This window comes from Burkholderia sp. 22PA0106 (assembly GCF_047497155.1).
Taxonomy (GTDB): Bacteria; Pseudomonadota; Gammaproteobacteria; order Burkholderiales; family Burkholderiaceae; genus Burkholderia.
The window spans coordinates 1,298,380-1,325,073 of record NZ_CP163163.1 but is presented as its reverse complement, the minus strand read 5'-3'; the positions used below and the strand labels follow the sequence as shown (position 1 = coordinate 1,325,073).

Below are 26,694 nucleotides of genomic sequence, written 5' to 3'. Positions count from 1 at the left end.
GATGAACCGTAGAGCGATCGAATCCGATCCGGCGCAGGCCGGCGCAGTGGCCGGCATCGAAGGCAGCACCGAAGGCGCGACCGTGCGCCTGACCGTCGCGCAGGCGCTGGTCCGCTATCTCGCCGCGCAGCAGGTGCCGGCCGAGGACGGCAGCGGCCGCACCGAGCCGCTGTTCGGCGGCGTGTTCGCGATCTTCGGCCACGGCAACGTGGCCGGGCTCGGCGAGGCGCTGTACCAGGCGCGCGACGTGCTGCCGACCTACCGCGCCCACAACGAGCAGGCGATGGCCCACAGCGCCATCGCCTACGCGAAGGCGCATTTCCGGCGTCGCATGATGGCCGTCACCAGTTCGATCGGCCCCGGCGCGACCAACCTCGTGACGGCCGCCGCGCTGGCCCACGTGAACCGGCTGCCGGTGCTGCTGCTGCCCGGCGACGTGTTCGTCTCGCGCGCGCCCGACCCGGTGCTGCAACAGGTGGAGGATTTCCACGACGGCGGGCTGTCGGCCAACGACGCGCTGAAGCCGGTGTCGCGCTATTTCGACCGGATCGTCCATCCGGCGCAGTTGCTGAACGCGCTGCCGCGTGCGCTGCGCGTGCTGACCGACGCCGCGCTGTGCGGCCCCGTCACGCTCGCGCTGCCGCAGGACGTGCAGGCCATGGCCTACGACTACCCGGTGTCGTTCTTCGCGCCGCGCGTGGTGCGCTTTCATGCGCCCGCGCCCATCGAGGCCGAGCTGGACGCCGCGCTCGACACGCTGCGCACGGCGCGCCGGCCGCTGCTGGTGGCCGGCGGCGGCGCGCTCTACAGCGCGGGCGGCGCCGCCGCGCTGCGCGCGTTCGCCGAACGGCACGGCATCCCGGTGGCCGAAACCCAGGCCGGCAAGAGCTGCCTGCCGTGGGACCATCCGCTCAACGCGGGCGCGCTCGGCGTGACGGGCGCGCCGGGCGCCAACGCGCTGGCCGCCGAGGCCGATTGCGTGCTCGCGGTCGGCACCCGGCTGCAGGATTTCACGACCGGCTCGAACACGCTGTTCGCGCAGGCCGCCGTGCTCGGCATCAACGCCAACCCGTTCGACGCGCTCAAGCATCGCGCCACGGCCGTCGAGGCCGATGCGCGGCTCGCGCTCGACGCGCTCGCGGCGCGCCTCGAAGGCTGGCGCGCCGAGCCGGGCTGGACCGAGCGCGCGCACGGGCTGGCCGCGGCCTGGCGCGACATCGTGCAGACGCTGACCCACGCGCCGCCGCAACCGGGCCAACTGCCCTACGACGCCGACGTGATCGGCGCGGTGCAACGCTCGCTGGCCGCCTCGGCCGCCAACGACATCGCCGTCTGCGCGGCCGGCACGCTGCCGGCCGAACTGCACAAGCTGTGGCGCGCCGCCGTGCCGGGCGGCTATCACGTCGAATACGGCTATTCGTGCATGGGCTACGAAATCGCGGGCGGCCTCGGCGTCAAGCTCGCGCGGCCCGAGCGCGAGGTGATCGTGTTCGTCGGCGACGGCAGCTATCTGATGATGAACAGCGAGATCGCCACCTCGGTGATGCTCGGCGCGCGGCTGATCGTGGTGGTGCTCGACAACCGCGGCTACGGCTGCATCAACCGCTTGCAGCAGGCCTGCGGCGGCGCGCCGTTCAACAACATGATCGAGGACTGCGTGCAAGGGCCGGCCGGCGCGCCGCAGATCGATTTCGCCGCCCATGCGCGCGCGCTCGGTGCGCACGGCGAGCACGTCGACAGCCTCGACGCGCTCGATGCCGCGCTCGCGCGCGCCCGCACGGCGGACCGCAGCACCGTGATCTGCATCGACACCGACGCCACGCGCACCACGGCCGACGGCGGCTGGTGGTGGGAAGTCGCGGTGCCCGAGGTGTCGCCGCGCGCCGCCGTGCGCGAGGCGCGCGCCCGTTACGAACAGCAGGTGGCCGCACGCGCCGGCACGTCTCACGAACCCGCGTCTCACGAACCTTCTTCCCCGGAATCATCGACATGAGCGATTACGACATTCGAATCGGCGTCAACCCGCTGTCGTGGATGAACGACGACCTGCCCTCGCTCGGCGGCGAGACGCCGCTCGCGGTGGCGCTCACCGAAGGCAAGCAGATCGGCTACGCCGGCTTCGAGCTCGGCAACAAGTTTCCGCGCGAGCCGAAGGCGCTTCAGGATCTGCTCGGCGGCTACGACCTGGCGCTCGTCTCGGGCTGGTATTCGGGCCGGCTCGCCGAGCGCGGCGTGCAGGAGGAAATCGACGCGGTGGGGCCGCATCTCGAACTGCTGGCCAGCAACGGCGCGACCGTGATGGTGTACGGCGAGGTGGCCGCCTCGATCCAGGGCTCGCCCGACGTGCCGCTCTACCAGCGCCCGCGCTTCGTGACCGACGCGCAATGGGAGCAATACGCGCAGCGGCTCGATGCGTTCGCCCGCTACACGCTGAGCCAGGGCGTGCGCACCGCCTATCACCACCACATGGGCGCCTACGTCGAGGCGCCGGCCGACATCGACCGGCTGATGGCGCTGACCGGCGACGCGCTCGGGCTGCTGTTCGACACCGGCCACGTGACGTTCGGCGGCGGCGATCCGCTCGCCGTGCTGGAGCGGCATATCGGCCGCGTCTGCCATGTGCACTGCAAGGACGTGCGCCCCGAGGTGATCCGGCTGGCCGGCAACCGCAACTGGAGCTTTCTCGAATCGGTCATCAACGGCGCGTTCACCGTGCCGGGCGACGGCAGCGTCGATTTCCCGGCCGTCATCGACCGGCTCAAGCGACACGGCTACCGGGGCTGGCTGGTGGTCGAGGCCGAGCAGGACCCGGTGATCGCGCCGAGCTACGCCTATGCGGAGCTGGGTTACCGGACGCTGCGCGCGCTGGTCGATGCGCCGCTCGCGTCGCAACGCAAGGAGGCCGCGTGATGAACGCCAACATGAACACCCCCACGAAAGCGCAGGACCTGCTCGTCAAGGGCACGGCCGCCGGCCCGTCGATCGCGACGGTCACGCCCGAATCGGCCCACTGGCGGCACGTGGGCTTTTCGGCTCATCGGTTGAAAGCCGGCGCATCGCTGGCGCTGCACGAGCCGCAGCGCGAAACCTGCATCGTCGTGCTGGCCGGCCGGGTCGATATCGCCAGCGACGACGGCACGCGCTGGGACGCGCTCGGCGCACGCGACAGCGTATTCGAGGACAGCCCGCCCGCCGCGCTGTACCTGCCGCCCGGCGTGCGCGTGACGATCACGGCCACGCGCGATGCGGAACTGGGCGTGGCGAGCGCGCCGGGCACCGGCCGCTATCCGCCGCGCCGCATCGAGCCGGGCGAGATGACACGCTCGGTGCGCGGCACCGGCGCGAACACGCGCTACGTGTGCGACATCCTTCCGCAGACGGAGCCGGCCGAATCGCTGCTGGTGGTCGAGGTGCGCACGCCGTCGGGCCATTCGTCGAGCTACCCGCCGCACAAGCACGACACCGACAACGTGCCGGTCGAGAGCTTCCTGGAAGAGACCTACTACCATCGCGTGAATCCGCCGCAAGGCTTCGTGTTCCAGCGCGTCTATACCGATGCGCGCGACATCGACCAGTCGATGGCCGTGTCCGATCACGACGTGGTGATGGTGCCGCGCGGCTATCACCCGGTGGTGGTGCCGTACGGTTACGACTCCTACTACCTCAACGTGATGGCCGGGCCGACGCGCGTCTGGCATTTCAAGAACGATCCCGAGCATGATTGGATCGCGAAGCGCGATGCGGCCGCGCAGGCGGCCAAGGCGGGGTGAGATGGCTCGCTGGCCTGATGGCCGGTGGCTGGCCGTGCATGGTCGGCCAGCGCATCGGTGTAGACACCGGGCACGAGGAAGCTCGCGTGTGCGGAATCGAGTCCGTCGAGCCAGCGGAAGGCGCCGCCTCGGTGTCGGCCCGGCCACCGGCATGAACCGCGACATCGGCGCAGGCATCGGGCATGAGGAAGCTCATGTGTGCGAAATCGAGCACGCCAAGCCGGCGGGAAAATCCACCTCGGTCGGCGTCGAGCCGGCTACCGGCAGAATCGTGACTACAGCCGTTAGTTGATGCCCATCGGCCGCGCCACGGCCGACGCCTGCCCGCGGCTTCAGGCGGCCAGCGGCGCGAGCGCGGCGCGCAATGCGTCGGGCAGCGGCACCGGGCAGCGGCTGTCGCGGCCCACGTAGACATGCACGAAATGCCCCTGCGCGGCGGCCGACGCCTCGCCTTCGGCGAACAGGCCGATCTCGTAGCGCACGCTGGAGGTGCCGAGCTTCGCCACGCGCAGGCCCGCGTCGATCTTCTGCGGGAACACCAGCGGCGCGAAATAGTTGCACTGCGTCTCGACCACCAGGCCGATCGTTTCACCGCGCTCCGCGTCGAGCACGCCGGTGCGGATCAGGTATTCGTTCACGACGGTATCGAAGTAGCTGTAATAGACGACGTTGTTGACGTGGCCGTAGACGTCATTGTCCATCCAGCGCGTGGTGATCGACAGGAAGTGAGGGTAGGCGCTGCGCGGCAGCAGTTCGGGCTTGGCGGACATGGGCGGCGGAGTCGAGGTCGGGGGGAAGGAAGCGGGATCGGCAGGCGGCGACGCGCTCGGCTTTACAGCGCGGCGCGTTCGCGCGACGATGCGGCGCACGGCCCGCCTCGCGTGCCGCACAGAAAAACACACATCGCGTGAAATTCCAAGGGGCGGCCGGCGTCCAAGCAGTTCGAGTGCAGGCTGCACGCGGCTGCACGCGGCTGCACGCGGCTGCACGCGGCTGCACGCGGCTGCACGCGGCTGCACGCGGCTGCACGCGGCTGCACGCGGCTGCACGCGGCTCGGCTCGCCGCTGCCCCCCTTCCACCCTTCGCCACGAGACCTCTCATGCCCGACCACCACCTGATCACCACCGCCTTCGACCTGCCCGGCCATCGCATCGACCAATCGTTCGGCATCGCGCGCGGCATCGTCGTGCGCTCGCGCTCGATCATCGGCTCGTTCGGCGCCGCGATCCAGACCGTGTTCGGCGGCAATATTTCGCTCTACGCCTCGTTGTGCGAGCGCGCGCGGCAGGACGCGTACGAGAAGATGATCGCGCAGGCCGCCGGCTTCGGCGCGAACGCGATCATCGGCATGCGTTACGACGCCACGGAAATCGGCTCGGGCATCACCGAGGTGCTGTGCTACGGCACGGCGGTGCGCGCCACGCCGATCGCGGGCTGAACGCCGGGCGTCATGGCTCGTTGCCGACCGTCATTGCCCCGGGCGGTCGACGAACGTGACGTCGAGCCCGCGTGCACGCATCCAGTCGGCCACGGCGTAGCCGGTGCCGGCGCGCCACGGCCGCAGGTTCGGCGGCTCGACCAGCCGATATTCGAGCAGCTCCGGCGACAGCGCGATCTCGCCGCTGGCCCGCACGTGATACGCGATGATCAGCTCGTTCTTGCGGATGAATTCGTACACGCCCACCAGTTCCACCGAATCGGCCCGCAGCGAGGTTTCCTCCAGCACTTCGCGGGCGATGCCTTCCTCGGGCGTTTCGCCGTTTTCGAGGAAGCCGGTGATCAGCGCGAACATCCCTTCCGGCCAGGCCGCGTTGCGCGCGAGCAGGATCTTGCCGTCGATCTCGACGATCGCCGCGACCACCGGCAGCGGGTTGTTCCAGTGGACGTAGCCGCAGGCCGCGTCGGGACAGACCTGGCGGACGCGGCCGCCCTCGTGCAGCGCGTCGGCGCGCGTGGTGAGCGGGGTCGCGCAGCGCGGACAGAAACGGTGTTCGGCAGTGGTCATCGGGGGAGCGCTTGCGGCACGGCGAGCGGCATGGGAAACCGTCGCGCGCCATCGTTGGGGGAAAGACGAAGCGCACATTCTAGCGAGTTTGGGCGGTTTGCATCGGAGGCCGCGACGGCCGCCGATGCGGGCTCGGGAGCGTCGTTTCGTTACGCGTCCGGCAGGCCGGCCCGGGCCGCCGCCTCGCGCCGCGCGACGATCGCCCAGGCCGCGAAACCGAGCGCGCCCGCCAGCAGCGCCGCCACCGCGATCCACAATGCCGGCGTGAACGACCCGGCCCGCGCCGCCACCGGCGCGGCGACCAGCGGCCCGGCGATCTGCCCGAGCCCGTAGGACGCCGTGGCATAGCCCATCAGCCCGGCCGCCGCCTCGCCGTGCAAACGCCGCGCCTCGCGCATCGCAAACAGCGTGATCGCCGTGAACGGCAGGCCGAGCAGCAGGCTGCCGAGCGCGAAGCCGGCCGCCGTCGGCCATGCGATGCCCAACACGATGCCGAGCGCCTGCACCGCGCACGACAGGCCGAGCAGCAGCCGGTTGTCCCAGCCGGCCGGCAACCGCGACGCGAGCAGCGCGCCCACCATCAGCGCCGCGCCGAACATCGGCCAGAACAGGTCGGGCCACGGCGAACCGGGCGGCAGCGCGCCGCGCGCGATCACCGGCAGGAACGTGGCCGTGATGATGTAGCCGAAGCCCGGCGCGCCGTACAGCACGATCAGCCGCCGCGCGTCGCGGCGCACGGCCGGGTGGCGCGCATCGGGTAGTGCGGCGTGGGTGATTCGAGCGGCTTGCGTTGCTTGCCCGGCATGACTCGCTTGCGCTGCCTGCCCTTCCGATCCTGCCTGTCCGGCTTGCCCCACTTGCCCGGCCGCCGCGGCTTGCCCCACCTGCCCGGCCGCCCCCGCTTGCCCCGCCTGTCCAGCCACCCCGGCTTGCCCCACCTGTCCGGCCGCCCCCGCTTGCCCCGCCTGTCCACTCGACTGCGCCTGCCCCACTCGTCCGGCCGACCCGGCCGCCACCGCTTGCCCTGCCTGCGCAGGCCGCCGCGCCACCGCCCCCCATGCCGCGCTCGGCGCGATCACGCGCCAGATCCACGCCGCGAGCAGCACCGACAGCAGCGCGAACCCGAGCCAGCCGAATTCCGCGCGCCGCCCGGCCAACGCACCGCCGATCAGCCCGGTCACGACGATCCCGCCGCCCGGCCCCGTGAAAATCGCGCCACTCCATTGCGGCGCACCCAGCTCGGTGAGCCGGCGCATGCCCCACTGCGACGCGAACACGAACGTCCACGCGCTGACCACGCCGGCCACGAAGCGCACCGGCAGCCACACCGCGAAGCCGTGCAGCGCGCCCATCGCGGCGGTCAGCGCGATCGTCGCGACCAGGCCGCCGCGCACCATGCGTGCGGCATCGACGCGCAGCGCCGCGCAACTGACCGCCCCGAAGAAATAGCCTGCGTAGTTGGCCGAGGCGAGCCAGCCGCCGTGCCGGATGTCGAGCGTGCCGTTGGCCAGCATCAGCGGCAGCAGCGGCGTGAACGCGAAGCGGCCGACACCGAGCGCCACCGCCAGCGCCGCCGCGCAGGCAAACGCGATCAGGCGCGGATCGGCAAGGCGGCCCGCGTCAGCGCCTGGGCCGGGGGCGGCGGTCGAACGCGGCGCCGACGCCGACACCGACGACGCGGACGACCCGGACGATGAAGTGGACGACGACAGGCAGGAAGCGGAACGATTCATTCGGGTCGGATGCAATGTGGCGGCCGCGCGGACGGCGCGACACGGATCGGCCCATCCTAGCTTGACCAGTCAATCTCGAAAAATGAATAATCGAGAACCTTTCGTTCTCCTGGAGAGAATCATGGATCTGGCGGCGCTCGCGATCTTCCGCGCGGTGGTGCGCGAAAACGGCGTCACGCGCGCGGCGGCGAAGCTGAACCGCGTGCAGTCGAACGTGACCACCCGCATCCGGCAGTTGGAGGAACAACTCGGCGCGGCGCTGTTCGTGCGCGACGGCCGGCGGCTGGTGCTGACGCCGGCGGGCGAGACGCTGCTGCCCTACGCCGAGCGCCTGCTCGCGCTGGCCGACGAGGCGCGCCACGCGGTGCGCGAGGATCGTCCGCACGGGCGGCTGCGGCTCGGCACCATGGAGAGCACGGCCGCGAGCCGGCTGCCGGACGTGCTCGCGCGCTATCACCAGCGCTGGCCCGAGGTCGGGCTCGAACTCGTGACGGGCGTCACGAACTGGCTGATCGAGCGGGTCCGCGCGTTCGAACTCGACGCGGTGCTGGTCGCCACGCCGCCACAGCCGGACATGCTCGACGCCGCGCTGTTCGAGGCGGTACCCATTTATCGCGAGCCGCTGGTGCTGATCGCGCCGCGCCATCATCCGCCGGTGGCGACGGCGCGGGACCTGCGCGTGCCGACGCTGGTGTCGTTCGAGCGCGGCTGCGCCTATCGCGGCTACATCGAGCGCTGGTACGCCGCGCAGGCGAGCAAGCCCGCGCGCGTGCTCGAACTGGGTTCGTACCATGCGATCCTCGCCTGCGTCGCGGCCGGCGCCGGCGTCGCGCTGGCGCCGCGCAACGTGCTCGACATGTCGCCCGTCACCGACACGCTGTCGGTGCATCCGGTGGCCGATCTGCAACCGGTCGACACGCTGCTGGTCTGGCGGCGCGGCCATGCTTCGGCGGCGCTGGCCGCGCTGCGCGAGGCGCTCGTCGCGCATGGCGCGGAAGTCGCGCCGACGCGGGCCGTCGATCCGGAACCGGCGGCGGCGCCCCGGCCCACGGCGAAGGTTCGACGTACGCGTACGGCGCAGGCCACCTGAACGGCGGCTGCCCGGCCGCCTCGATCGGCTGGCTCGGCTGGCTCGGCTGGCTCGGCTGGCTCGGCTGGCTCGGCTGGCTCGGCTGGCTCGGCTGGCTCGGCTGGCTTGCAGGGCCGCCCGCATGCACGAGCGAACGCGGGCCGGCTTCAGGCCGCACGGCGCTCCGCGAACGCGTTATCGCGTATCGCGGCCGGGCGCGCCGTCGGCCGCCCGGCATCACCAACCCGATGGATCGAACCCGGCTGCGGCAGGTCGGACGCGCGGCGGGACACGGCGCGCACATCGCCGGCGCACCGCCGCCCGCCCCGCGCGCCGTCTCTCATCCCTCGGCGTCGAAACGCACCGTGCAGACCGCCGGCGGCAGCCCCGCCACCGGCGCGCGAAACGCAAACAGGCCGCCGGCCAGCGGCTGCGCCTGCCGCTCGGCCTCGCTCAGGCCCTTGGTCGCCGTGGTCGCGTAGACGGTACGCAAATCGTCGCCGCCGAACGCGAGCTTGGTGACGTTCGCGCACGGAAACGCGACCTGCCCGAGCAGCCGGCCGTCGGGCGCATAGCGCTCGATCCGTGCGCCGCCGAACAGCGCGATCCAGACGCCGCCCTCGGCATCCACGGCCATCCCGTCCGGATGGCCGCCGCCCTCGATCCTGGCAAACACGCGGCGGCGGCGCGGCACGCCGTCGTCGCCGAGATCGAACGCGTACACCAGGCGCCGCAGCGTGTCGGTGTGATAAAGCGTGCGGCCGTCGGGGCTCGCGGCGGGGCCGTTGGTAATCACGTAGCCGGCGTCGTGCGCGGCCACGCGGCCGTCCTGGCCGACGCGATAGAGCCGCCCGGTCGGCGCGGCCTCGGCGTTGTCCATCGAGCCGAACCACAGGTGGCCGCCCGCATCGACGTAGCCGTCGTTGAGCCGGTTGCCGGGCAGGTCGGCCTCCAGCGGCAGCACGCGCGTGAACCGCCCGTTGCCCGGCTCGAAGCGGAACAGCCCGCCCTGTACGCCGCAGATCAGCGTACCGTCCGCGCACGGCAGCGCGAAGCCGATCTGCCCCGGCGCCTCCCAGCTCTCGCGGGCGCCATCCGACGGGTCGTGGCGATAGAGCCGCCGGCCCTTGATGTCGACGAACAGCACGCGGCGCGCGGCGGCGTCCCAGCAGGCGCCCTCCCCGAGCGTGGCCGCCACCGGCCAGACGCAGTCGAGGGCGCCGTCGGGTACGAGGGCCGGCGTCATCCGCCGAACCAGCCGGCGTCGACGAAGTATTCTCGCGCGGTGCAGCGCGCGGCGTCGTCGGAGGCGAGGAACAGCGCCATGCGCGCGACGTGCTCGGGCTCGACGCGCTCGTGCAGGCACTGCGAGGCCACCAGCTTCGCCTCGCTCTCGGACGACTGCCACAGCTTCATCTGGCGCGGCGTGCGCACCGCGCCCGGCACGATGCAGTTCACGCGGATGCCGAACTCACCGAGATCGCGCGCGAGCCCGCGCGTCAGGCCCTCGATGCCGGCCTTCGCCGTCATGTAGATGCTGAGGCCCGTCTCGGCGATGTGCCACGAGATCGAGCCGAGGTTCAGGATCACGCCGCGACCGAGCGAGCGCATGCCCGGCAGCACCGCCTGCGCGCAGAAGAACTGGTGGCGCAGGTTCACCTCGATGCGGCTGTCCCAGTAGGCCGCCGTCAGCTCGCCGGGACGATGGCGGTCGTCGTTCGCCGCGTTGTTGACGAGCACCTCCACCGGCCCCGCCTCGGCCGCGATCGCGGCGAACGTCGCGTTCAGCGCCTCGATGTCGCGCAGATCGCAGTAGTGGAACGCCGGCGGCACGGGTACGCCGCCGAGCGAGGCGACGAGCGCCGCCGATTCGTCGCGCGCGATGTCGATGAAGCTCACGCGCGCGCCCTGCGCGGCGAACGCCGCGACGATCGCCGCGCCGATCCCGGTGCCGCCGCCCGTCACCACGACGTGACGGCCGGCCAGGCTCGGATAGATGGCATAAGTCATGAAAAATCCCGAAGAACCGGTCAGCAGACCATTGAAGAAAGCATCCTCGTCCGGCCGCGCGGCGGCCGGCGTTGCAGGCGTTGCCTGCAGCGCGCCCTCAGCGGCGCCCCGCACGCGACACCACGTCGACCCAGACGGCCAGCACCAGAATCCCGCCCTTGACGATCATCTGCCAGTAGGCGTCCACGTCGAGCATCGACATGCCGTTGTCGAGGCTGGCCATCACCAGCGCGCCGATCAGCGCGCCGTGGACGGTGCCCGCGCCGCCGCGCATCGAGGTGCCGCCGATGAAGCAGGCGGCGATCGCGTCGAGCTCGCCCATGTTGCCCGCCGACGGCGAGCCGGCCGCGAGCCGCGCGGTGTTGACGATGCCGCCTAACGCGCACATCAGCCCCATCAGCCCGAAGATCGCCAGCTTCACGCGGTCGGTGTTGATGCCCGACAGGCGCGTGGCCTCCAGGTTCGAGCCGACCGCGTAGATGCGCCGGCCGAACACGGTCTGGGTGGCCACCCACGAGAAGATGCCGAGCAGCGCGAGCACCAGCAGCACCGGCACCGGAATCCCGCCGTAGCTGTCGAGCGTGGCCACGAACGCGGCCACGATCAGCCCGGCCGCGACCAGCTTCGCGATGTCCTGCCAGAGCGGCGCGACCCCGAGTTCGTAGCGGCGCCGCGCGCGCCGCTGGCGCACCGTCACGACCACCAGCAGCGCGACGATCAGCAGCGCGATCGCGTCGCCGATGCGCGGCGGCACGTAGCCCTGGCCGATCAGCACGAAGCCGTCCGAGACCGGCGCGATGGTCGCGCCGTGCGTGATGCCGAGCAGGATGCCGCGATAGGCGAGCATGCCGCCCAGGCCGACGATGAACGACGGCACGCCGCGATAGGTGGACCACCAGCCGTTGAAGAGGCCCGCCACCACGCCCAGCACCATCACCACCGGCACGGTGGCCACGATCGGCCAGCCGAGCACCTGGTCGAGGATCGCCGCCACGCCGCCGAGCAGGCCGAGCAGCGAGCCCACCGACAGGTCGATCTCGCCGGCGATGATCACGAACACCATCCCGCAGGCCAGCATGCCGGTGATCGACATCTGCCGCAGCAGGTTGGAGAGATTGCGCGGCGTGATGAACGCGCCGTGGGTGAGCAGCGAGAACAGCAGCCAGATCGCGGCCACCGCGATCAGCAGCGCGAGGATCTTGTAGCGTGCGAACAGCCGGCGCAGTTGCTGCGCGGTGCCGGTGGCGCCCGCCGGGCGAGCCGCGCGGTCGGCGGCCTGGGTGGTCGTCTCGGGTGTCATGCGATGCCTGCCTCGGGTTGAGTCGTGTCGCGCCGCGCGGGCCGGATCGCCGCGCCCAGCACCTGTTCCTGGGTGAGTCCGTGGTTGGGAAAATCGCCGCGCAGCTCGCCGTCGCCGATCACGATCACGCGATCGGCGATGCCGAGCACCTCGGGCAGCTCCGAGGACACCATCACGATCGCCATCCCGCGCTTGGCGAGATCGCCGATCAGCTTGTAGATCTCGTACTTCGCGCCCACGTCCACGCCGCGCGTGGGCTCGTCGAGGATCAGCACGCGCGGCTCGGTGAGCAGCATGCGCGTGAGCACCGCCTTCTGCTGGTTGCCGCCCGACAGGCTCGCGATCGACAGCATCGGGTGCGCGGCGCGCACCGACAGCCGGCGCATCTCCACGCGGATCGTGTCGTGCTCGGCGGCCGCGTCGATCCGGCCGAAGCGCGTGAAGCGCTGCAGCACCGCGAGCGTGATGTTGTGGCCGACGCTCAGTTGCGGGACGATGCCGTGGCGCTTGCGGTCCTCGGGCACCATCGCGATGCCGGCGCGGATCGCGTCGAGCGGCGCGCGAATCCGGAGCGGCGCGCCGTCGAGCAGCACCTGCGCCTCGCTCGCGCCCGGATAGGAGCCGAAGATCGCCTGCATCAGCTCGGTGCGCCCCGCGCCCACCAGCCCCGCCACGCCGAGGATCTCGCCGCGCCGCACCGCGAACGACACATCGTCCACGCGCTTGCGGCGCGGGTTGTTGACGTCGAGGCAGGTCACGTTGCGCGCCTCGAACACGATCTCGCCGACCGGATGCGGCTCGCGCGGAAACAGGTTGGTGATCTCGCGGCCCACCATCTGCGCGATGATGCGTTCGGTCGACATGCCCTGCATCGGCTGCGTCGACACGTGCTTGCCGTCGCGGATCACGGTGACCGTGTCGCACACGGCCTGCACTTCGTCGAGCTTGTGCGAAATGTAGACGCAGGCGATCCCGCGCGCCTTCAGGTCGCGAACGATGTCGAGCAGGATGCGCGTCTCGGCGGCCGTCAGCGACGAGGACGGCTCGTCGAGGATCAGCAGCTTCGCCTGCTTGTTGAGCGCCTTGGCGATCTCGATCAGTTGCTGGTGGCCGCCGCCGTAGTGCATCACCGGCAGCGCCACGTTGATGCCCTCGATGCCGAGGCCGGTCAGCAGCGCGTCGGCGCGGCGCACCATCGCCGCGTAGTGCATGCGCCCGCCCGGCAGCGTCAGTTCGTTGCCGAGAAACAGGTTCTCCGCCACCGACAGCTCCGGCACCAGCATCAGTTCCTGGTGGATGATGACGATGCCGGCGCGCTCGCTGTCGCGAATGCCGGCGGCCTGCAGCGGGCGGCCTTCCCAGCGGATCTCGCCGTCCCAGGTGCCGCTCGGGTAGACGCCCGAGAGCACCTTCATCAGCGTGGACTTGCCGGCGCCGTTCTCGCCGCACAGGCCCACGCATTCGCCGGGCCGCACCACGAGGTCGATGCCGTCGAGCGCCTTCACGCCGCCGAAGGTCTTCACGATGCCGCGCATCTCCAGCAGGGGTTCGCGGGTGCGGGGTTCCGACATGCGGATATCCGACATGCGCCGTCCTTGTTCGTGTCCGGGGGTTCGTGGGTTCGGGTGGGCCGGGCTCGCGCCGCCGCGCGCGGCGCGCACTGGGGCGAGCCCGGCGCGTCGCCTCAGTGCGAGCCGATCTGCGCCTGCGTGTAGAAGCCGTCCTTCACCACCACGTCGACGTTGCCCTTGGTCAGCAGCGTCGGTTGCAGCAGCAGCGTGTCGACCTTCTTCCTGCCGTTGTCGTACTGCGCGTTGAAGGCCGGCTTGCCGCCCTTGGCGAGCGTCACGGCGAGCGTGGCCGCCTCGCCCGCGATCAGCTTGAGCGGCTTGTAGACGGTCATGGTCTGGGTGCCGGCCACCAGCCGCTTGACGGCGGCCAGGTCCGCGTCCTGCCCCGACACCGGCACCTTGCCGGCCAGATGCTGCGCGGCGAGCGCCTGGATCGCGCCGCCCGCGGTGCCGTCGTTCGAGGCCACCACCGCGTCGATCTGGTTGCCGTTCGCGGTCAGCGCGTTCTCCATGATGCCGAGCGCGGTCGAGGCGCTCCATTCGGGCACCCACTGCGAGCCGACCACCTTGATGTCGCCGCGGTCGATCGCCGGCTGCAGCACCTTCATCTGGCCTTCGCGCAGGATCTTCGCGTTGTTGTCGGTGGGCGCGCCGCCGAGCAGGAAGTAGCGGCCCTTCGGACGCGCGTTGACCACGCCCTGCGCCTGCAGCTCGCCGACCTTCTCGTTGTCGAACGAGATGTAGGCGTCCACGTCGGCGTCGAGGATCAGCCGGTCGTAGGACACCACCTTGATGCCGGCCTTCTTCGCCTCGGCCACCACGTTGGTCAGCGCCTTCGAATTGAACGGCACGATCACGATCACGTCCACGCCGCGCGAGATCAGGTTCTCGATCTGCGAGATCTGGCGCTCCTCGCTCGCGTCGGCCGACTGCACCGACACCTTCGCGCCGAGCTTCTCGGCGGCCGCGACGAAGTAGTCGCGATCGCGCGACCAGCGCTCGACGCGCAGGTCGTCGATGCAGAAGCCGATCTCGGGACGATCCTTGCTCGCGTGGGCGAGCGGCGCCGCGAGCGAGACGCTCGCCAGCACGGAGGCGGCGACCAACGATTTCAGGACGGAACGACGGCGATTCGAGGGCATGTCTCTGTCTCCATTTCGTACTGGTTCTTGTGTGTGGGTCGCGGGACGCCGGCGCCCGATCGGCCGGGCGGTGATCAGGCACGGCCGGCCCGACGACAAGCGGCATGGTGCATGCGCCGGCCGCCGAGCGGCAATTACGAAATTGCCCAACCGCCTTAACATTTCTTGCCGGCCCGAGGCGATCGCGGCAACGGCGCGGCCGGCAGCCACTAGAATGGGCGGGCCGCGACACCCGGGCCGCCCTGACGCCCGTGATTTCGATATGCGAGAGACGCCCGCCGAGCCCTCGCGAGGAGACCGTCCATGCAACGTCCATCCGCCGATCCGCCGCCGTCCGCGCGCGCGCACCGCATCGCGCTGCTGTTCAATGCGAACAAGGTGTACGACCGCGAGGTGATCGCCGGCATCGGCGACTACATGCGCTCGACGCGCGTGACCTGGGACCTGTTCCTCGAGGACGACTTCCGCTGCCGGCTGGCCGGCATCGAGCGCTTCGACGGCGACGGCATCATCGCCGACTTCGACGACCCGGCCGTGGACGCGGCGCTGCGCGGTTGCCCGCTGCCGGTGGTGGCGGTCGGCTCGTCCTACGAGGACGCGACGCACTACCCGGCCGGCCTGCCCTACGTGGCCACCGACAACGGCAAGCTGATCGCGCTCGCCTACACGCACCTGATCGAGGCCGGGCTCGAGCACTTCGCGCTCTACAGCCTGCCCCCCGCCGACGAGAACCGCTGGGCGCAGCAGCGCGAGCTCGTCTACACGCGTCTGCGCCGCCACGATGCGCCGGCGCTGCCGATCGAGCACGAGATCTACCGCGGGCTGTCCACCAGCGCGCCCACCTGGCACCAGTCCACCCGGCAACTGATCGACTGGCTGCGCGCGCTGCCCAAGCCGGTCGGCGTGATCGCCGTGACCGACGCGCGCGCGCGGCACCTGCTGCAGGCCTGCGTGTCGGCCGGGCTCGCGGTGCCCGAGGAGATCGCCATCATCGGCATCGACAACGATCCGCTCACGCGCACGCTCTCGCGCATCCCGCTCTCGTCGGTGATCCAGGGCACCGAGGAGATGGGCCGCACCGCCGCCCACCTGCTGCACCAGATGCTCGGCGGCGCGCGCTTCGCCGGCCGCCAGATCCTGGTGCCGCCGGTGGGCATCAACGTGCTCGCCTCCACGCGCCACCAGCCGCTCGCGAGCCCCTATGTGATGCGCGCGCGGCACTTCATCCGCCAGTACGCGTGCCAGGGCATCCGCACCGAACAGGTGGCCGACTACGTGGGCGTGTCGCGCTCGTCGCTCGAGGAACACTTCCGCCGCGAGCTGCGCTGCACCGTGCATCAGGAAATCCTGCGCCACAAGCTCGACGCGGCCAAGCAGCTGCTCACGCAGCACGAGCTGGCCACCGCCGAGGTGGCGGTGCGCTGCGGCTTCACCTCGACGCAATACATGTACGCGGTGTTCCGCCGCGAACTCGACTGCACGCCGCGCGAATATCAGGAACGCACGCTGTCCGGAGGCCACGCTTGAGCGCAATCCAATCGACGCCGGCCTTCGGGCCGGCCGGCCACAGCGTCTCGTCGCGGCCGTGGGGCCGCCTGCCCGGCGGTGACCTGGTGCGCCTCTTCACGCTGCGCAACGCCCACGGCATGCGCGTGGCGATCAGCGATCTCGGCGCGACGCTGGTGTCGTGGCAGACGCCCGACCGCAGCGGCCGGCTCGGCGAGATCCTGCTCGGCTTCGACGCGCCGGCCGCCTACCTCGATTCGCACGCCTATCTCGGCGCGCTGGTCGGGCGCTGCTCGAACCGCATCGCCGGTGCGCGTTTCACGCTCGACGGCATCGACCACACGCTCGACCGCAACGACGGCGAGCAGTGCCTGCACGGCGGCCTGAGCGGCTTTCACCGGGCGCTGTGGGACACCGACATGCTCGACGACGCGCTGGTGATGCGGCTGGTCTCGCCCGAGGGCGACGGCGGCTTCCCCGGCAACGTCGAGGTGCAGGTGCGCTACGCGCTCGACGACGACGGCACGCTGTCGATCGGCTATGAGGCGCGCAGCGACGCGCCCACGCCGCTGCAACTGACGAGTCACCCGTATTTCAACCTGAGCGGACGCCCGCATGCCGACATCGACGGGCACGTCCTGACGATCGACGCGGATCAGTATCTGGAAGTGGATGCGCGGATGATCCCGACGCGGCTCGCCAGCGTGGCCGGCACCGCGTTCGATTTCCGCCAGAGCGCGCCGCTCGGCGCACGGCTCGGCTGGCCGCACGCACAGCTCGCGCTGGCGGGCGGCTTCGATCACTGCTTCGCGCTGCGCGAGGCGAATGCCGGCAGCGGCGGCGTGCGCGCCGTCGCGCGCGTCTACGATCCCGGCAGCGGCCGCGAACTGACGGTGCTGACCGACCAGCCGGGGCTGCAGCTTTATACCGGCAACGCGCTGGCGGGCGCGCATGCGCCGCGCAGCGCGCTGTGCCTGGAGGCCGGCGCGTTCCCGAACCAGGTCAATTCGGAGGCGGCCGAGGCGGTTGTGCTGCGCCCGGGCCAGGTGTATCGGCAGGAGACGCGGTATCGCGTGGCGGTGGCGGGCTAGGCCGCGGTGTGCGTGGCTAGCCGCAACGTCCTCGAGTGAGACGACACCGGAAAAGGCGCCACCGGCCACGCCGCCCCGGCCTTGGCGCACCACCCTTGCCGCTATCCCACCATCAGCGTCTTCGGCTCCAGATACGCGCCGAGCCCCCACTTGCCCATCTCGCGCCCGAGCCCCGAGTGCTTGAAGCCGCCGAACGGCGCGCGCGGCTCGTGGTTCAGCGTGTTGACCAGCACCCGCCCCGCGTCGATCCGCAGCGCGATGCGCTCGCAGCGCTCGCGGTCGCGGCCGAGCACCAGCGCGCTCAGGCCGTAATCGGTGTCGTTGGCGATCGCGATGGCGTCTTCGTCGTCTTCGTAGGCGATGATCGACAGCACCGGCCCGAAGATTTCCTCTCGCGCGATCCGCATGTCGTTGCGTACGCCCGAAAACAGCGTCGGCTTGACGAACCAGCCCGCCGACAGCCCATCCGGCCGCCCCTCGCCACCGGCCAGCAGGCGCGCGCCTTCTTCCGTGCCGAGCCGGATATAGCCCTGCACGCGCTCCCACTGGCGGCGGCTGACCATCGGCCCGATCTCGGTATCGGCCTCGCGCGGATCGCCCGATTTCACGCGCGCCACCGCGTCGGCCGCCACCTGTTCGAACTCGGCGAGCCGCGCGCGCGGCACCAGGATGCGCGTGCCGGCGATGCAGGCCTGGCCGCTGTTCATGAAGCCGGCCTGCAGGACGGTCGGCATGATTTCGTCGAAATCGGCATCGTCGAGCACCAGCGTCGGCGATTTGCCGCCCAGTTCGAGCGTCACGCGCTTGATCGAGCCGGCGCCCGCTTCGATCAGGCGCCGCCCGACCGCCGACGAACCGGTGAACGAGATCTTCGCCACACGCGGGTCGCGGCTCAACACCTCGCCTACCACGTCCCCGCGCCCGTTCACGACATTGACCACGCCGCGCGGCAGCTCGGCCGCATGCAGCGCCTCCAGCACGATCTGCGTCTGCCACGCGCTCATCTCGCTGGGCTTGATCACGGCCGTGCAGCCGGCCGCCAGCGCGGTGGCGAGCTTGTTGCAGATGAAGCCGGCATTGCTGTTCCACGGCGTGATCAGCGCCGCGACGCCCACCGGCGTCATCACCACGCGCGCCGCGCCGGCCGTCTCCTCGAACGCGAACGCTTCGAGCGCATCGATCGCGGCCTGCACCGTCTGGGCCGGATAGGCCGCCATCCAGCGCGCGCGCGACGACGGCGCGCCGTACTCGGTCACGATCGCCTCCAGCAACGCCGCCTCGCGCGCCGCCACCTGTTCGTGGATGCGGCGCAACGCGGCCAGCCGCTGCGCGCGCGAGGTGCGCGACCAGGCCGGGAACGCGGCGTGGGCCGCCTCGATCGCGCGGTGCGCATCGTGCTCGTCGCCCAGGCGCACCTGCCCGATCGTCTGCCCGGTGGCGGGGTTGGTCAGGTCGAACCATTCCTGTCCGTGCGGCAGGACGAATTCGCCATCGATATAAAGGTGCTCGATCCGTTGCATGTGCGTTCTCCGTGTGAGGGGCCGAGCGGCGCCAGGCGGGCGCCGCTTGCATGGATGCCAGTCTAGGGAAGCGCGACTGTTTCGATAAGACGGCCTATCATGCATGGCTCATCCCGAAAATCAGGACACTCGATGCATCGCACCGGCATGACCGAACTCGAAGTGGTGCTGGCCGTGGCCCGTCACGCCAGCTTTCGCGCGGCGGCGCGCGAGCTGGGCATGTCGAGCACGGCGGTCAGCGCCGCCGTGGCCGGGCTGGAGACACGGCTGGCGGTGCGCCTGTTCAACCGCTCGACGCGCAGCGTGGCGCTGACCGACGCCGGGCAGCGCTACGTCGAGCGCGTCGGCCCCGCGCTGGCCGAGATCCGGCGCGCCGGCGAGGAAGCCGCAAGCGGCCCGGACATGCCGAGCGGCACGCTGCGCCTGAACGCGCCGCCCGAATCGACCGTGATGCTGGTGCAGCCGCTGCTGAGCGAATACTTGCGGCGTTATCCGGAGGTGCGGGTGGACGTGACCACCGACCTGCGGCTCATCGATATCGTGGCCGAGGGCTTCGACGCCGGCATCCGGCTCGCCGAATCGGTGCCGCAGGACATGATCGCCGTGCCGCTGACGGGCGACATCCGCATGCTGGTGGTCGGCACGCCCGACTATCTGGCGCGCCACGGCACGCCGCGCGAGCCGGCCGACCTGATCGCGCATCAGCGCATCGCGATGCGCATGGGGCACGGCGGCATCTATCACTGGGAGCTGGAGCGCGACGGCCGCAAGTTCCAGGTCAACATGCCCACGCGGATGGTGTTCAGCGAGACGCGCGCGATCCGCCAGGCGGTGCTGGCGGGGCTGGGGCTCGGTTTCATCTCGGAATGGTTCATCGCCGACGCGCTCGCCAGCGGCGCGCTGGTGCCGGTGCTGGAGGCGTGGTGCCAGCCGTTCGGCGGGCTGCGGCTCTACTACCCCGGCCGGCGCTTCGTGCCGGCCCGCCTGCGCGCGCTGATCGAACTGGTGCAGACGATGCGCGACGAGGGCACGGCCGTGCTTCCCGGCGACTGGATGGCCGGGCCGGGCGGCGCATGACGCGGAGCATGGCGAGCGCATGACGCGGAGCATGGCGAGCGCATGACGCGACGCACGCAGACGTAAAAAAGCCGCGAACCTCGCGGCTCGCGGCTGGTTCCAGCGGGCGCGACGCGCCGGGGGCGTTACAGCTTCGACGCCACCCAGGCCTGCACGCCGGCCAGCGCGGCCGGCAGGTTGGCCGGCTCGGTGCCGCCTGCCTGTGCCATGTCGGGGCGGCCACCGCCCTTGCCGCCGACCTGCTGCGCGACGAAGTTGACCAGTTCGCCCGCCTTGACCTTCTTGCTGGCCTCGGCCGTCACGCCGGCGATCAGGCTGACCTTGCCGCCTTCCACCGCCGCCAGCACCACGGCGGCGTGCTTGAGCTTGTCCTTGAGCTTGTCGACCGTCTCGCGCAGCGTCTTGGAATCGGCGCCGTCGAGCGTGGCGGCCAGCACCAGCACGCCGTTCACGTCCACCGCCTGCTGCGCCAGTTCGTCGCCCTGGCTCGACGCCAGCTTCGACTTCAGCGCGGCCAGTTCCTTTTCGAGCGACTTGACCTGATCCTGCACCTGGCCGATACGCTGCGTCAGCTCGGCCGGCTGGGCCTTGAGCATGGCCGCGGCGGTGTTCAGGCGCGCGTCGAGTTCCTGCACGAAACGCACGGCGTTGTCGCCCGTGATCGCCTCGACGCGGCGGATGCCGGCGGCCACGCCGCCTTCCACCACGATCTTGAAGAAGCCGATGTCGCCGGTGCGGCTCACGTGCGTGCCGCCGCACAGCTCGCGCGAGAAGCCGAGATCGAGCACGCGCACTTCGTCGCCGTATTTTTCGCCGAACAGCGCCATCGCGCCGCCCTTGACCGCGTCGTCGTACGACATGTTCTGCACCACGCCCGGCGCATTCGCGAGAATTTCGGCATTGACGATCGCCTCGACCTTGCGGATTTCGTCATCCGAAAGCGGCGCGTTGTGCGCGAAGTCGAAGCGGGTCTTGTCGGCGTCGACCAGCGAACCCTTCTGCTGCACGTGGCTGCCGAGCACTTCGCGCAGCGCCTTGTGCATCAGGTGGGTGGCCGAATGGTTGCGCTCGGTGCGCATGCGGCGTGCGATGTCGATTTCGGCGCGCACCGTATCGCCCACCTTCAGCACGCCCTGCGCCACTTCACCGTGGTGGCCCACCACCTCGGCCTGCACCTTCAGCGTGTCCTCGACGGCGAAGCGCGTGGCCGCATTGGCCAGCACGCCCTGGTCGCCGACCTGGCCGCCCGATTCCGCGTAGAACGGCGTGTGGTCGAGCACCACCACCGCCTGCTCGCCGGCCTTCGCCTCGTTCACCGCGGCGCCGCCGACGTACAGCGCGACGACCTTCGCGTCGTCGAACGCGATCTGCTCGTAGCCGTGGAAGGTGGTCTTGGCGCCCGAGTATTCGAGGCCTTGCGTGGCCTTGAACTTGCCGGCCGCGCGGGCCTGCTCGCGCTGGCGCGTCATCGCATCCTCGAAGGCCGGCTCGTCGACGGTCACTTCGCGCTCGCGGCACACGTCGGCCGTCAGGTCGAGCGGGAAGCCGTAGGTGTCGTGCAGCTTGAACGCCAGTTCGCCGTCGAGCACCTTGCCGCCCTTCGCGTCGAGATCGGCCAGCGCGGCGTCGAGAATCGTCATGCCGTGATCGATGGTTTCGAGGAAGCGTTCTTCTTCCTGGCGCAGCACGTCGGTCACGCGGCCTTCGGCTTCCTTCAGCTCCGGATAGGCGGCGCCCATCTCGGCGACCAGGTCGGCCACCAGCTTGTGGAAGAACGCGCCCTTGCGGCCGAGCTTGTAGCCGTGGCGGATCGCACGGCGCACGATGCGGCGCAGCACGTAGCCGCGGCCTTCGTTGCCCGGGATCACGCCGTCGACGATCAGGAACGAGCACGCGCGGATGTGATCGGCGATCACCTTCAGCGAGTTGTTCGTCAGGTCGCTCACGCCCGTTTCGCGCGAGGCGGCCTTGATCAGGTTCTGGAACAGGTCGATTTCGTAGTTGCTGTGCACGTGCTGCAGCACCGCGGCAATCCGCTCGAGGCCCATGCCGGTGTCGATCGACGGCTTCGGCAGCGGCGTCATGTTGCCCTGCGCGTCGCGGTTGAACTGCATGAACACGAGATTCCAGATCTCGATGTAGCGGTCGCCGTCTTCCTCGGGCGAGCCCGGGGGGCCGCCCCACACATCCGGGCCGTGGTCGTAGAAGATTTCCGAGCACGGGCCGCACGGGCCGGTGTCGCCCATCTGCCAGAAGTTGTCCGACGCGAAGCGCGCGCCCTTGTTGTCGCCGATGCGGATGATGCGCTCGGCCGGCACGCCCACTTCCTTGTTCCAGATGTCGAAGGCTTCGTCATCGTCGTGATAGACGGTGATCCACAGCTTTTCCTTCGGCAACTGATAGACCGAGGTCAGCAGCTCCCAGCTGTAGTGGATCGCATCCTTCTTGAAGTAATCGCCGAACGAGAAGTTGCCGAGCATCTCGAAGAACGTGTGGTGACGGGCCGTGTAGCCCACGTTTTCGAGGTCGTTGTGCTTGCCGCCCGCGCGCACGCTGCGCTGCGAGGTGGTCGCGCGCGAATACGGGCGCGATTCGGTGCCGAGGAACACGTCCTTGAACTGCACCATGCCCGAGTTGGTGAACAGCAGCGTCGGGTCGTTGCCCGGAACGAGGCTCGACGAACGAACGATCGTGTGGCCCTTCGATTCGAAGAACTTGAGGAATTTCTCGCGGATTTCGGCGGCTTTCATAGCGTGCGGGAACGGACCTGCCAGACAGGCTCTGTGGCTATCGGCGCCGCGCGCCGGGGAAACGGGCGAACGGCGGCTGGTTTCGGAAACCGACGATTATACGGGATCGCGACCCGAAGGCAGCAGGCCCGCGCCCCTGGCGGCGCGCCGGCACGCCTGCCCGGGCGCGCCGCGAAGCCGCCGCAGCGCATCCCCCGCGCCGCCGCCGCGCGATTCGCTTTAAGATGCGACGACCGCCGCCCGGGCCGGCAGCCGCGGGCGCAGCCAGATTCGACAAGGGAGACAGACAGCAGATGGGAGCCTTGAGTCATATCCGCGTGCTCGACCTGAGCCGTGTGCTCGCCGGGCCGTGGTGCGCGCAGACGCTCGCCGATTTCGGCGCCGACGTGATCAAGATCGAGCGCCCCGGCGCCGGCGACGACACGCGCCACTGGGGGCCGCCCTACCACCGCGCGCCCGACGGCAGCGACACGCGCGAGGCCGCCTACTACCTGGCCGCGAACCGCAACAAGCGCTCGGTGACGGTCGACATCGCCTCGCCCGAGGGCCAGCGCGTGATCCGCGAGCTGGCCGCGCAAAGCGACGTGGTGATCGAGAACTACAAGGCCGGCCAGTTGAAGAAATACGGCCTCGACTACGACGCGCTGCGCGCCGTGAAGCCGGACCTGATCTACTGCTCGGTCACCGGCTTCGGCCAGACCGGCCCCTACGCGCACCGCGCCGGCTACGACTTCATCATCCAGGGCCTCGGCGGCTTCATGAGCATCACCGGCGAGCGCGACGGCGAGCCGGGCGGCGGCCCGCAGAAGGCCGGCGTGGCGATCGCCGACCTGGCCACCGGGCTCTATTCGGCGGTCGCGATCATGGCCGCGCTGACGCACCGCGACCGCACCGGCGAAGGCCAGTACATCGACATGGCGCTGCTCGACGTGCAGGTGGCGCTGCTCGCCAACATGAACACCAACTACCTCGCCAGCGGCCAGCCGCCGACGCGCTGGGGCAATGCTCACCCGAACATCGTGCCGTACCAGACGTTCCAGACCAGCGACGGCTGGATCATCGTGGCGGTGGGCAACGACAGCCAGTTCCGCAAGTTCGTCGAGGCCGGCGGGCGCGGCGAACTGGCCGACGACCCGCGGTTCGCGACCAATCCGTCGCGCGTGCGGCACCGCCCGGTGCTGGTGCCGATCCTCTCGGAGATGACCCGCGAGCGCGGCAAGGACGCGTGGATCGCCGCGCTGGAGGCGGCCGGCGTGCCGTGCGGGCCGATCAACGATCTGGGCGAGGTGTTCGAGAACGAGCAGGTGGTGGCGCGCGGGTTGCAGGTCGAACTGCCGCATCCGAGCGGCACGCCCGTCAAGCTGGTGCGCAATCCCGTGAAGATGAGCGCGACGCCGCCCGAGGCGCGCAGCGCCCCGCCGCTGCTCGGCGAACACACCGATGAAGTGCTGCGCGAGCTGCTCGGCTACGACGACGCGGCGATCGCCGCATTGCGCGACAAGGGCGCGCTATGAGCCGGTGAGCGCGCCGGCGAGCGCGCCGCGCATAAAAAACGCCGGGGCACGCTGCTCGCGTGTCCCGGCGCCGCACCGCGGTGAGTGGCCTCCCGCGGCGTCCTGTCTGACCGGCAAATCTTCCCTCCGCACCCGGCTCGCGCCGAATCGCCAGAGTTCCGATGCCGGATTTCTCCCTGATGCCTGTTGCTGCAGCTCGACGTTGCCGTCTTTTGCGTCGCCGTTGCGGGCAACGCGGGCGGCTCCCGCCCGGTAGAGCGGAAGCCGGTCGGGCCAGCGTTGCCGCCGGCCCGCAAACCTGTTGGAACGTGTTGTCCGGACGCTCGCCGCGCCGGGATGGCGGGCGGCTTCAATCGTCAGAGGGTTCGGAGATCGGGGCCGCTCGCATCAGGCATCGAGCGAAGCCGCCCCCAGGCATCAACGATGGACGTTCGCGCCGACCAGCGCGCCGCCGGCCGCGCCCGCCACGGTGCCGATCGGGCCGCCCGTGATCAGGTAGCCCAGTGCGCCGCCCGCTGCCGCGCCGATGCCGGCGTTGCGCTGGGTGCGCGTCACGGCGCAGGCGCCGAGGCTGGAGACGACGAGGGCGATGACAGTTGCGCGGATCAGGAAGTGCGTGGTTTTCATTTTCGTGTTCATGTTGGTATTCCCCTTGGAGTTCATGCGGCTTCGAACCGGGTGACTTATCTTAAAAAGGCCGCTCACCGCTCGACAACGCGTTTTACCTCCCGTTACGACTGAAACAGAAGGCCTCGCCCGCCGCCGCGCGCGCCTCGCTCCGCGCCCGCGTCAGGTAGAATCGACGGTTTCGGGCGGCGCACCCGGCGCGCGCCCCACTTCTTCCAGTTCCCGCATGAGCACCGAACGCAACGACGCCCCCGCGGCATCCAATTTCATTCGCAACACCATCGACGACGACAACCGCTCGGGCAAGTGGGGCGGCCGCGTCGAAACGCGCTTCCCGCCGGAGCCGAACGGCTATCTGCACATCGGCCATGCGAAGAGCATCGTCCTGAACTTCGGCGTCGCGCGCGACTACGGCGGCGTGTGCCACCTGCGCTTCGACGACACGAACCCGGAAAAGGAAAGCGTCGAGTACGTGAACTCGATCATCGACGCGGTGCAATGGCTCGGCTTCGACTGGCAGAAGGACGGCAAGGATCACCAGTATTTCGCGAGCGACTACTACGACCAGCTCTACCAGTTCGCCGAGCTGCTGATCGAGCGCGGCCGCGCCTATGTCGACAGCCAGAGCGCCGAGGACATGCGCGCGAACCGCGGTTCGGCCACCGAGCCGGGCACGGATTCGCCGTTCCGCAGCCGCTCGCCCGAGGAAAACCTCGACCTGTTCCGTCGCATGAAGGCCGGCGAATTCCCCGAGGGCGCGCATGTGCTGCGCGCCAAGATCGACATGGCCTCGCCGAACTTCAACATGCGCGACCCGGTCATCTACCGGATCCGCTACGCGCATCACTACCGCACGGGCGACGCGTGGTGCATCTACCCGATGTACGACTACACGCACTGCATCTCGGACGCGCTCGAAGGCATCACGCATTCGCTGTGCACGCTCGAATTCGAGGATCACCGCCCGCTGTACGACTGGGTGCTCAACGAGCTGGCCGACGCCGGCCGCTTCACGCGCCCGCTGCCGCAACAGATCGAATTCTCGCGCCTGAACCTGACCTACGCGATCACCAGCAAGCGCAAGCTGCTGCAACTGGTCAACGAGAACCACGTCGACAGCTGGGACGACCCGCGCATGCCGACCATCGTCGGCATCCGCCGCCGTGGCTTCACGCCGGAAAGCCTGCACCTGTTCTGCGACCGGATCGGCGTGACCAAGGTCGATTCGTGGATCGACATGGGCGTGCTCGAAGGCGCGCTGCGCGACGATCTCGACGAGAAGGTGCCGCGCACGGTGGCCGTGCTCGACCCGCTCAAGCTCGTGATCGACAACTACCCGGAAGGCCAGAGCGAGGATTGCACGGCGCCCGTGCATCCGCATCATCCGGAGCGCGGCCAGCGCACGTTCCCGATCTCGCGCGAGCTGTGGATCGAGCGCGAGGATTTCCAGGAAGTGCCGCCGAAGGGCTATTTCCGCCTGTTCCCGGGCAACAAGGTGCGCCTGCGCTACGGCTTCGTGATCGAGTGCACGGGCTTCGACAAGGACGAGCAAGGCAAGGTCACGGCGGTGCACTGCAACTACTTCCCGGACAGCAAGTCGGGCACCGAAGGCGCGAACACCTACAAGGTCAAGGGCAACATCCACTGGATCAGCGCCGCGCACGCGGTGCCGGCCGAGGTGCGGATCTACGACCGCCTGTTCCGCGAGGCGCATCCCGATGCGGGCGGGCGCAACTATCTGGAAGCGCTGAACCCCGATTCGAAGAAGATCGTCAACGCCTACCTGGAACCGGGCGACGCGGGCGCCGAGAACGCGGCCCCCGAGGCGCGCTACCAGTTCGAGCGTCACGGCTACTTCGTCGCCGACCGCTACGACACCCAGCCGGGCAAGCCGGTGTTCAACCGGATCGTGCCGCTGCGCGATAGCTGGGGCACCGCGAAGTAAGCCACGCCGTTCACCCGGCGCTCGATGCAAAAAACCGGCCTCGGCCGGTTTTTTTCGTCCGCC

General features: G+C 70.2%; 22 protein-coding genes. 11 read left to right on the top strand and 11 right to left on the bottom strand.

Annotation, left to right across the window (positions count from 1 at the left end):
- Nucleotide 1 precedes the first annotated feature (1 nt).
- The 4 genes from iolD (at nt 2) to AB4850_RS20845 (ending at nt 4,062) form a co-directional block, all read left to right on the top strand.
- Nucleotides 2-1,993 carry a 3D-(3,5/4)-trihydroxycyclohexane-1,2-dione acylhydrolase (decyclizing) gene (iolD, locus tag AB4850_RS20860; protein WP_414444894.1) on the top strand — a complete coding sequence of 664 codons (1,992 nt, stop codon included), beginning with the start codon at nt 2-4 and terminating at the stop codon, nt 1,991-1,993.
- Nucleotides 1,990-2,910 (top strand): myo-inosose-2 dehydratase, encoded by a 921-nt coding sequence (gene iolE, locus AB4850_RS20855; protein WP_414444893.1) that lies wholly within the window; start codon nt 1,990-1,992, stop codon nt 2,908-2,910. The genes iolD and iolE overlap by 4 nt, the downstream gene beginning before the upstream one ends.
- Before the next feature lie 11 nt (nt 2,911-2,921).
- A complete protein-coding gene (gene iolB, locus AB4850_RS20850) occupies nt 2,922-3,770 on the top strand; it encodes a 5-deoxy-glucuronate isomerase (protein ID WP_414444892.1) in 849 nt (282 codons plus the stop codon).
- A 151-nt stretch (nt 3,771-3,921) separates the two neighbouring features.
- Complete coding sequence (locus tag AB4850_RS20845; RefSeq protein WP_414444891.1) at nt 3,922-4,062, top strand: hypothetical protein; 141 nt, start codon at nt 3,922-3,924, stop codon at nt 4,060-4,062.
- Nucleotides 4,063-4,102: 40 nt separating this feature from the next.
- On the opposite strand, the gene AB4850_RS20840 is transcribed toward AB4850_RS20845, so the two are convergent.
- Nucleotides 4,103-4,540 carry an acyl-CoA thioesterase gene (locus tag AB4850_RS20840; protein ID WP_414444890.1) on the bottom strand — a complete coding sequence of 146 codons (438 nt, stop codon included), beginning with the start codon at nt 4,538-4,540 and terminating at the stop codon, nt 4,103-4,105.
- Between the two features lie 330 nt (nt 4,541-4,870).
- Here AB4850_RS20840 and AB4850_RS20835 point away from each other — a divergent pair, with 330 nt between their 5' ends.
- Complete coding sequence (locus tag AB4850_RS20835) at nt 4,871-5,209, top strand: YbjQ family protein (protein WP_414444889.1); 339 nt, start codon at nt 4,871-4,873, stop codon at nt 5,207-5,209.
- A 30-nt stretch (nt 5,210-5,239) separates the two neighbouring features.
- Here AB4850_RS20835 and AB4850_RS20830 read toward each other — a convergent pair whose 3' ends face one another.
- Both AB4850_RS20830 and AB4850_RS20825 read right to left on the bottom strand, forming a co-directional pair.
- A complete protein-coding gene (locus AB4850_RS20830) occupies nt 5,240-5,776 on the bottom strand; it encodes an NUDIX domain-containing protein (protein ID WP_414444888.1) in 537 nt (178 codons plus the stop codon).
- Between the two features lie 149 nt (nt 5,777-5,925).
- Nucleotides 5,926-7,509, bottom strand: a complete 1,584-nt coding sequence (locus AB4850_RS20825) for a YbfB/YjiJ family MFS transporter (protein WP_414444887.1) — start codon at nt 7,507-7,509, stop codon at nt 5,926-5,928.
- A 121-nt stretch (nt 7,510-7,630) separates the two neighbouring features.
- Between AB4850_RS20825 and AB4850_RS20820 the strand changes: the two genes are divergently transcribed.
- Nucleotides 7,631-8,599 (top strand): LysR family transcriptional regulator, encoded by a 969-nt coding sequence (locus AB4850_RS20820; protein ID WP_414444886.1) that lies wholly within the window; start codon nt 7,631-7,633, stop codon nt 8,597-8,599.
- Between the two features lie 319 nt (nt 8,600-8,918).
- Here AB4850_RS20820 and AB4850_RS20815 read toward each other — a convergent pair whose 3' ends face one another.
- The 5 genes from AB4850_RS20815 to xylF all read right to left on the bottom strand — a co-directional run bounded on the left by AB4850_RS20815 (nt 8,919) and on the right by xylF (nt 14,601).
- Nucleotides 8,919-9,824, bottom strand: coding sequence for an SMP-30/gluconolactonase/LRE family protein (locus AB4850_RS20815; protein ID WP_414444885.1), 906 nt, complete (start codon nt 9,822-9,824; stop codon nt 8,919-8,921).
- Entirely contained in the window at nt 9,821-10,588 is a 768-nt protein-coding gene (locus AB4850_RS20810; RefSeq protein WP_414444884.1) for an SDR family NAD(P)-dependent oxidoreductase, read from the bottom strand. The genes AB4850_RS20815 and AB4850_RS20810 overlap by 4 nt, the downstream gene beginning before the upstream one ends.
- A 97-nt stretch (nt 10,589-10,685) precedes the next feature.
- On the bottom strand, nt 10,686-11,888 hold the full coding sequence (locus AB4850_RS20805) for a sugar ABC transporter permease (protein ID WP_414444883.1): 1,203 nt from the start codon (nt 11,886-11,888) through the stop codon (nt 10,686-10,688).
- On the bottom strand, nt 11,885-13,459 hold the full coding sequence (xylG, locus tag AB4850_RS20800) for a D-xylose ABC transporter ATP-binding protein (RefSeq protein WP_414444882.1): 1,575 nt from the start codon (nt 13,457-13,459) through the stop codon (nt 11,885-11,887). The genes AB4850_RS20805 and xylG overlap by 4 nt, the downstream gene beginning before the upstream one ends.
- 113 nt (nt 13,460-13,572) lie before the next feature.
- Complete coding sequence (gene xylF / locus AB4850_RS20795) at nt 13,573-14,601, bottom strand: D-xylose ABC transporter substrate-binding protein (RefSeq protein WP_414444881.1); 1,029 nt, start codon at nt 14,599-14,601, stop codon at nt 13,573-13,575.
- A gap of 303 nt (nt 14,602-14,904) precedes the next feature.
- On the opposite strand from xylF, the gene AB4850_RS20790 reads away from it, so the two are divergent.
- The gene (locus AB4850_RS20790; RefSeq protein ID WP_414444880.1) at nt 14,905-16,128 is read left to right on the top strand and encodes a XylR family transcriptional regulator; all 1,224 of its coding nucleotides are present in this window, start codon (nt 14,905-14,907) and stop codon (nt 16,126-16,128) included.
- Nucleotides 16,125-17,198, top strand: a complete 1,074-nt coding sequence (locus AB4850_RS20785) for an aldose epimerase family protein (protein ID WP_414444879.1) — start codon at nt 16,125-16,127, stop codon at nt 17,196-17,198. The genes AB4850_RS20790 and AB4850_RS20785 overlap by 4 nt, the downstream gene beginning before the upstream one ends.
- 101 nt (nt 17,199-17,299) lie before the next feature.
- Here AB4850_RS20785 and AB4850_RS20780 read toward each other — a convergent pair whose 3' ends face one another.
- The gene (locus AB4850_RS20780) at nt 17,300-18,718 is read right to left on the bottom strand and encodes an aldehyde dehydrogenase family protein (protein WP_414444878.1); all 1,419 of its coding nucleotides are present in this window, start codon (nt 18,716-18,718) and stop codon (nt 17,300-17,302) included.
- Between the two features lie 132 nt (nt 18,719-18,850).
- Here AB4850_RS20780 and AB4850_RS20775 point away from each other — a divergent pair, with 132 nt between their 5' ends.
- Nucleotides 18,851-19,795 (top strand): LysR family transcriptional regulator, encoded by a 945-nt coding sequence (locus AB4850_RS20775; protein ID WP_414444877.1) that lies wholly within the window; start codon nt 18,851-18,853, stop codon nt 19,793-19,795.
- A gap of 125 nt (nt 19,796-19,920) precedes the next feature.
- Here the strand turns inward: AB4850_RS20775 and alaS are convergent, their stop codons facing one another.
- Nucleotides 19,921-22,545 (bottom strand): alanine--tRNA ligase, encoded by a 2,625-nt coding sequence (gene alaS, locus AB4850_RS20770; RefSeq protein WP_414444876.1) that lies wholly within the window; start codon nt 22,543-22,545, stop codon nt 19,921-19,923.
- Between the two features lie 293 nt (nt 22,546-22,838).
- Here alaS and AB4850_RS20765 point away from each other — a divergent pair, with 293 nt between their 5' ends.
- Nucleotides 22,839-24,059 carry a CaiB/BaiF CoA transferase family protein gene (locus AB4850_RS20765; RefSeq protein ID WP_414444875.1) on the top strand — a complete coding sequence of 407 codons (1,221 nt, stop codon included), beginning with the start codon at nt 22,839-22,841 and terminating at the stop codon, nt 24,057-24,059.
- A 417-nt stretch (nt 24,060-24,476) separates the two neighbouring features.
- Here AB4850_RS20765 and AB4850_RS20760 read toward each other — a convergent pair whose 3' ends face one another.
- Entirely contained in the window at nt 24,477-24,686 is a 210-nt protein-coding gene (locus tag AB4850_RS20760; RefSeq protein ID WP_414445570.1) for an ornithine acetyltransferase, read from the bottom strand.
- 226 nt (nt 24,687-24,912) lie between these two features.
- Between AB4850_RS20760 and AB4850_RS20755 the strand changes: the two genes are divergently transcribed.
- Nucleotides 24,913-26,631 (top strand): glutamine--tRNA ligase/YqeY domain fusion protein, encoded by a 1,719-nt coding sequence (locus AB4850_RS20755; RefSeq protein ID WP_414444874.1) that lies wholly within the window; start codon nt 24,913-24,915, stop codon nt 26,629-26,631.
- The last annotated feature ends 63 nt before the right edge of the window (nt 26,632-26,694 follow it).

Coding starts and splice junctions, on each gene's coding strand:
- AB4850_RS20815 (WP_414444885.1), bottom strand. CDS start 9,824: ATGACGCCGGCCCTCGTACCCGACGGCGCCCTCGACTGCGTCTGGCCG.
- iolB (WP_414444892.1), top strand. CDS start 2,922: ATGAACACCCCCACGAAAGCGCAGGACCTGCTCGTCAAGGGCACGGCC.
- AB4850_RS20790 (WP_414444880.1), top strand. CDS start 14,905: ATGCAACGTCCATCCGCCGATCCGCCGCCGTCCGCGCGCGCGCACCGC.
- xylG (WP_414444882.1), bottom strand. CDS start 13,459: ATGTCGGAACCCCGCACCCGCGAACCCCTGCTGGAGATGCGCGGCATC.
- AB4850_RS20840 (WP_414444890.1), bottom strand. CDS start 4,540: ATGTCCGCCAAGCCCGAACTGCTGCCGCGCAGCGCCTACCCTCACTTC.
- AB4850_RS20825 (WP_414444887.1), bottom strand. CDS start 7,509: ATGAATCGTTCCGCTTCCTGCCTGTCGTCGTCCACTTCATCGTCCGGG.
- AB4850_RS20835 (WP_414444889.1), top strand. CDS start 4,871: ATGCCCGACCACCACCTGATCACCACCGCCTTCGACCTGCCCGGCCAT.
- xylF (WP_414444881.1), bottom strand. CDS start 14,601: ATGCCCTCGAATCGCCGTCGTTCCGTCCTGAAATCGTTGGTCGCCGCC.
- AB4850_RS20760 (WP_414445570.1), bottom strand. CDS start 24,686: ATGAAAACCACGCACTTCCTGATCCGCGCAACTGTCATCGCCCTCGTC.
- AB4850_RS20845 (WP_414444891.1), top strand. CDS start 3,922: ATGAACCGCGACATCGGCGCAGGCATCGGGCATGAGGAAGCTCATGTG.
- AB4850_RS20805 (WP_414444883.1), bottom strand. CDS start 11,888: ATGACACCCGAGACGACCACCCAGGCCGCCGACCGCGCGGCTCGCCCG.
- AB4850_RS20755 (WP_414444874.1), top strand. CDS start 24,913: ATGAGCACCGAACGCAACGACGCCCCCGCGGCATCCAATTTCATTCGC.
- AB4850_RS20780 (WP_414444878.1), bottom strand. CDS start 18,718: ATGCAACGGATCGAGCACCTTTATATCGATGGCGAATTCGTCCTGCCG.
- AB4850_RS20820 (WP_414444886.1), top strand. CDS start 7,631: ATGGATCTGGCGGCGCTCGCGATCTTCCGCGCGGTGGTGCGCGAAAAC.
- AB4850_RS20830 (WP_414444888.1), bottom strand. CDS start 5,776: ATGACCACTGCCGAACACCGTTTCTGTCCGCGCTGCGCGACCCCGCTC.
- AB4850_RS20765 (WP_414444875.1), top strand. CDS start 22,839: ATGGGAGCCTTGAGTCATATCCGCGTGCTCGACCTGAGCCGTGTGCTC.
- AB4850_RS20775 (WP_414444877.1), top strand. CDS start 18,851: ATGCATCGCACCGGCATGACCGAACTCGAAGTGGTGCTGGCCGTGGCC.
- alaS (WP_414444876.1), bottom strand. CDS start 22,545: ATGAAAGCCGCCGAAATCCGCGAGAAATTCCTCAAGTTCTTCGAATCG.
- iolD (WP_414444894.1), top strand. CDS start 2: ATGAACCGTAGAGCGATCGAATCCGATCCGGCGCAGGCCGGCGCAGTG.
- iolE (WP_414444893.1), top strand. CDS start 1,990: ATGAGCGATTACGACATTCGAATCGGCGTCAACCCGCTGTCGTGGATG.
- AB4850_RS20810 (WP_414444884.1), bottom strand. CDS start 10,588: ATGACTTATGCCATCTATCCGAGCCTGGCCGGCCGTCACGTCGTGGTG.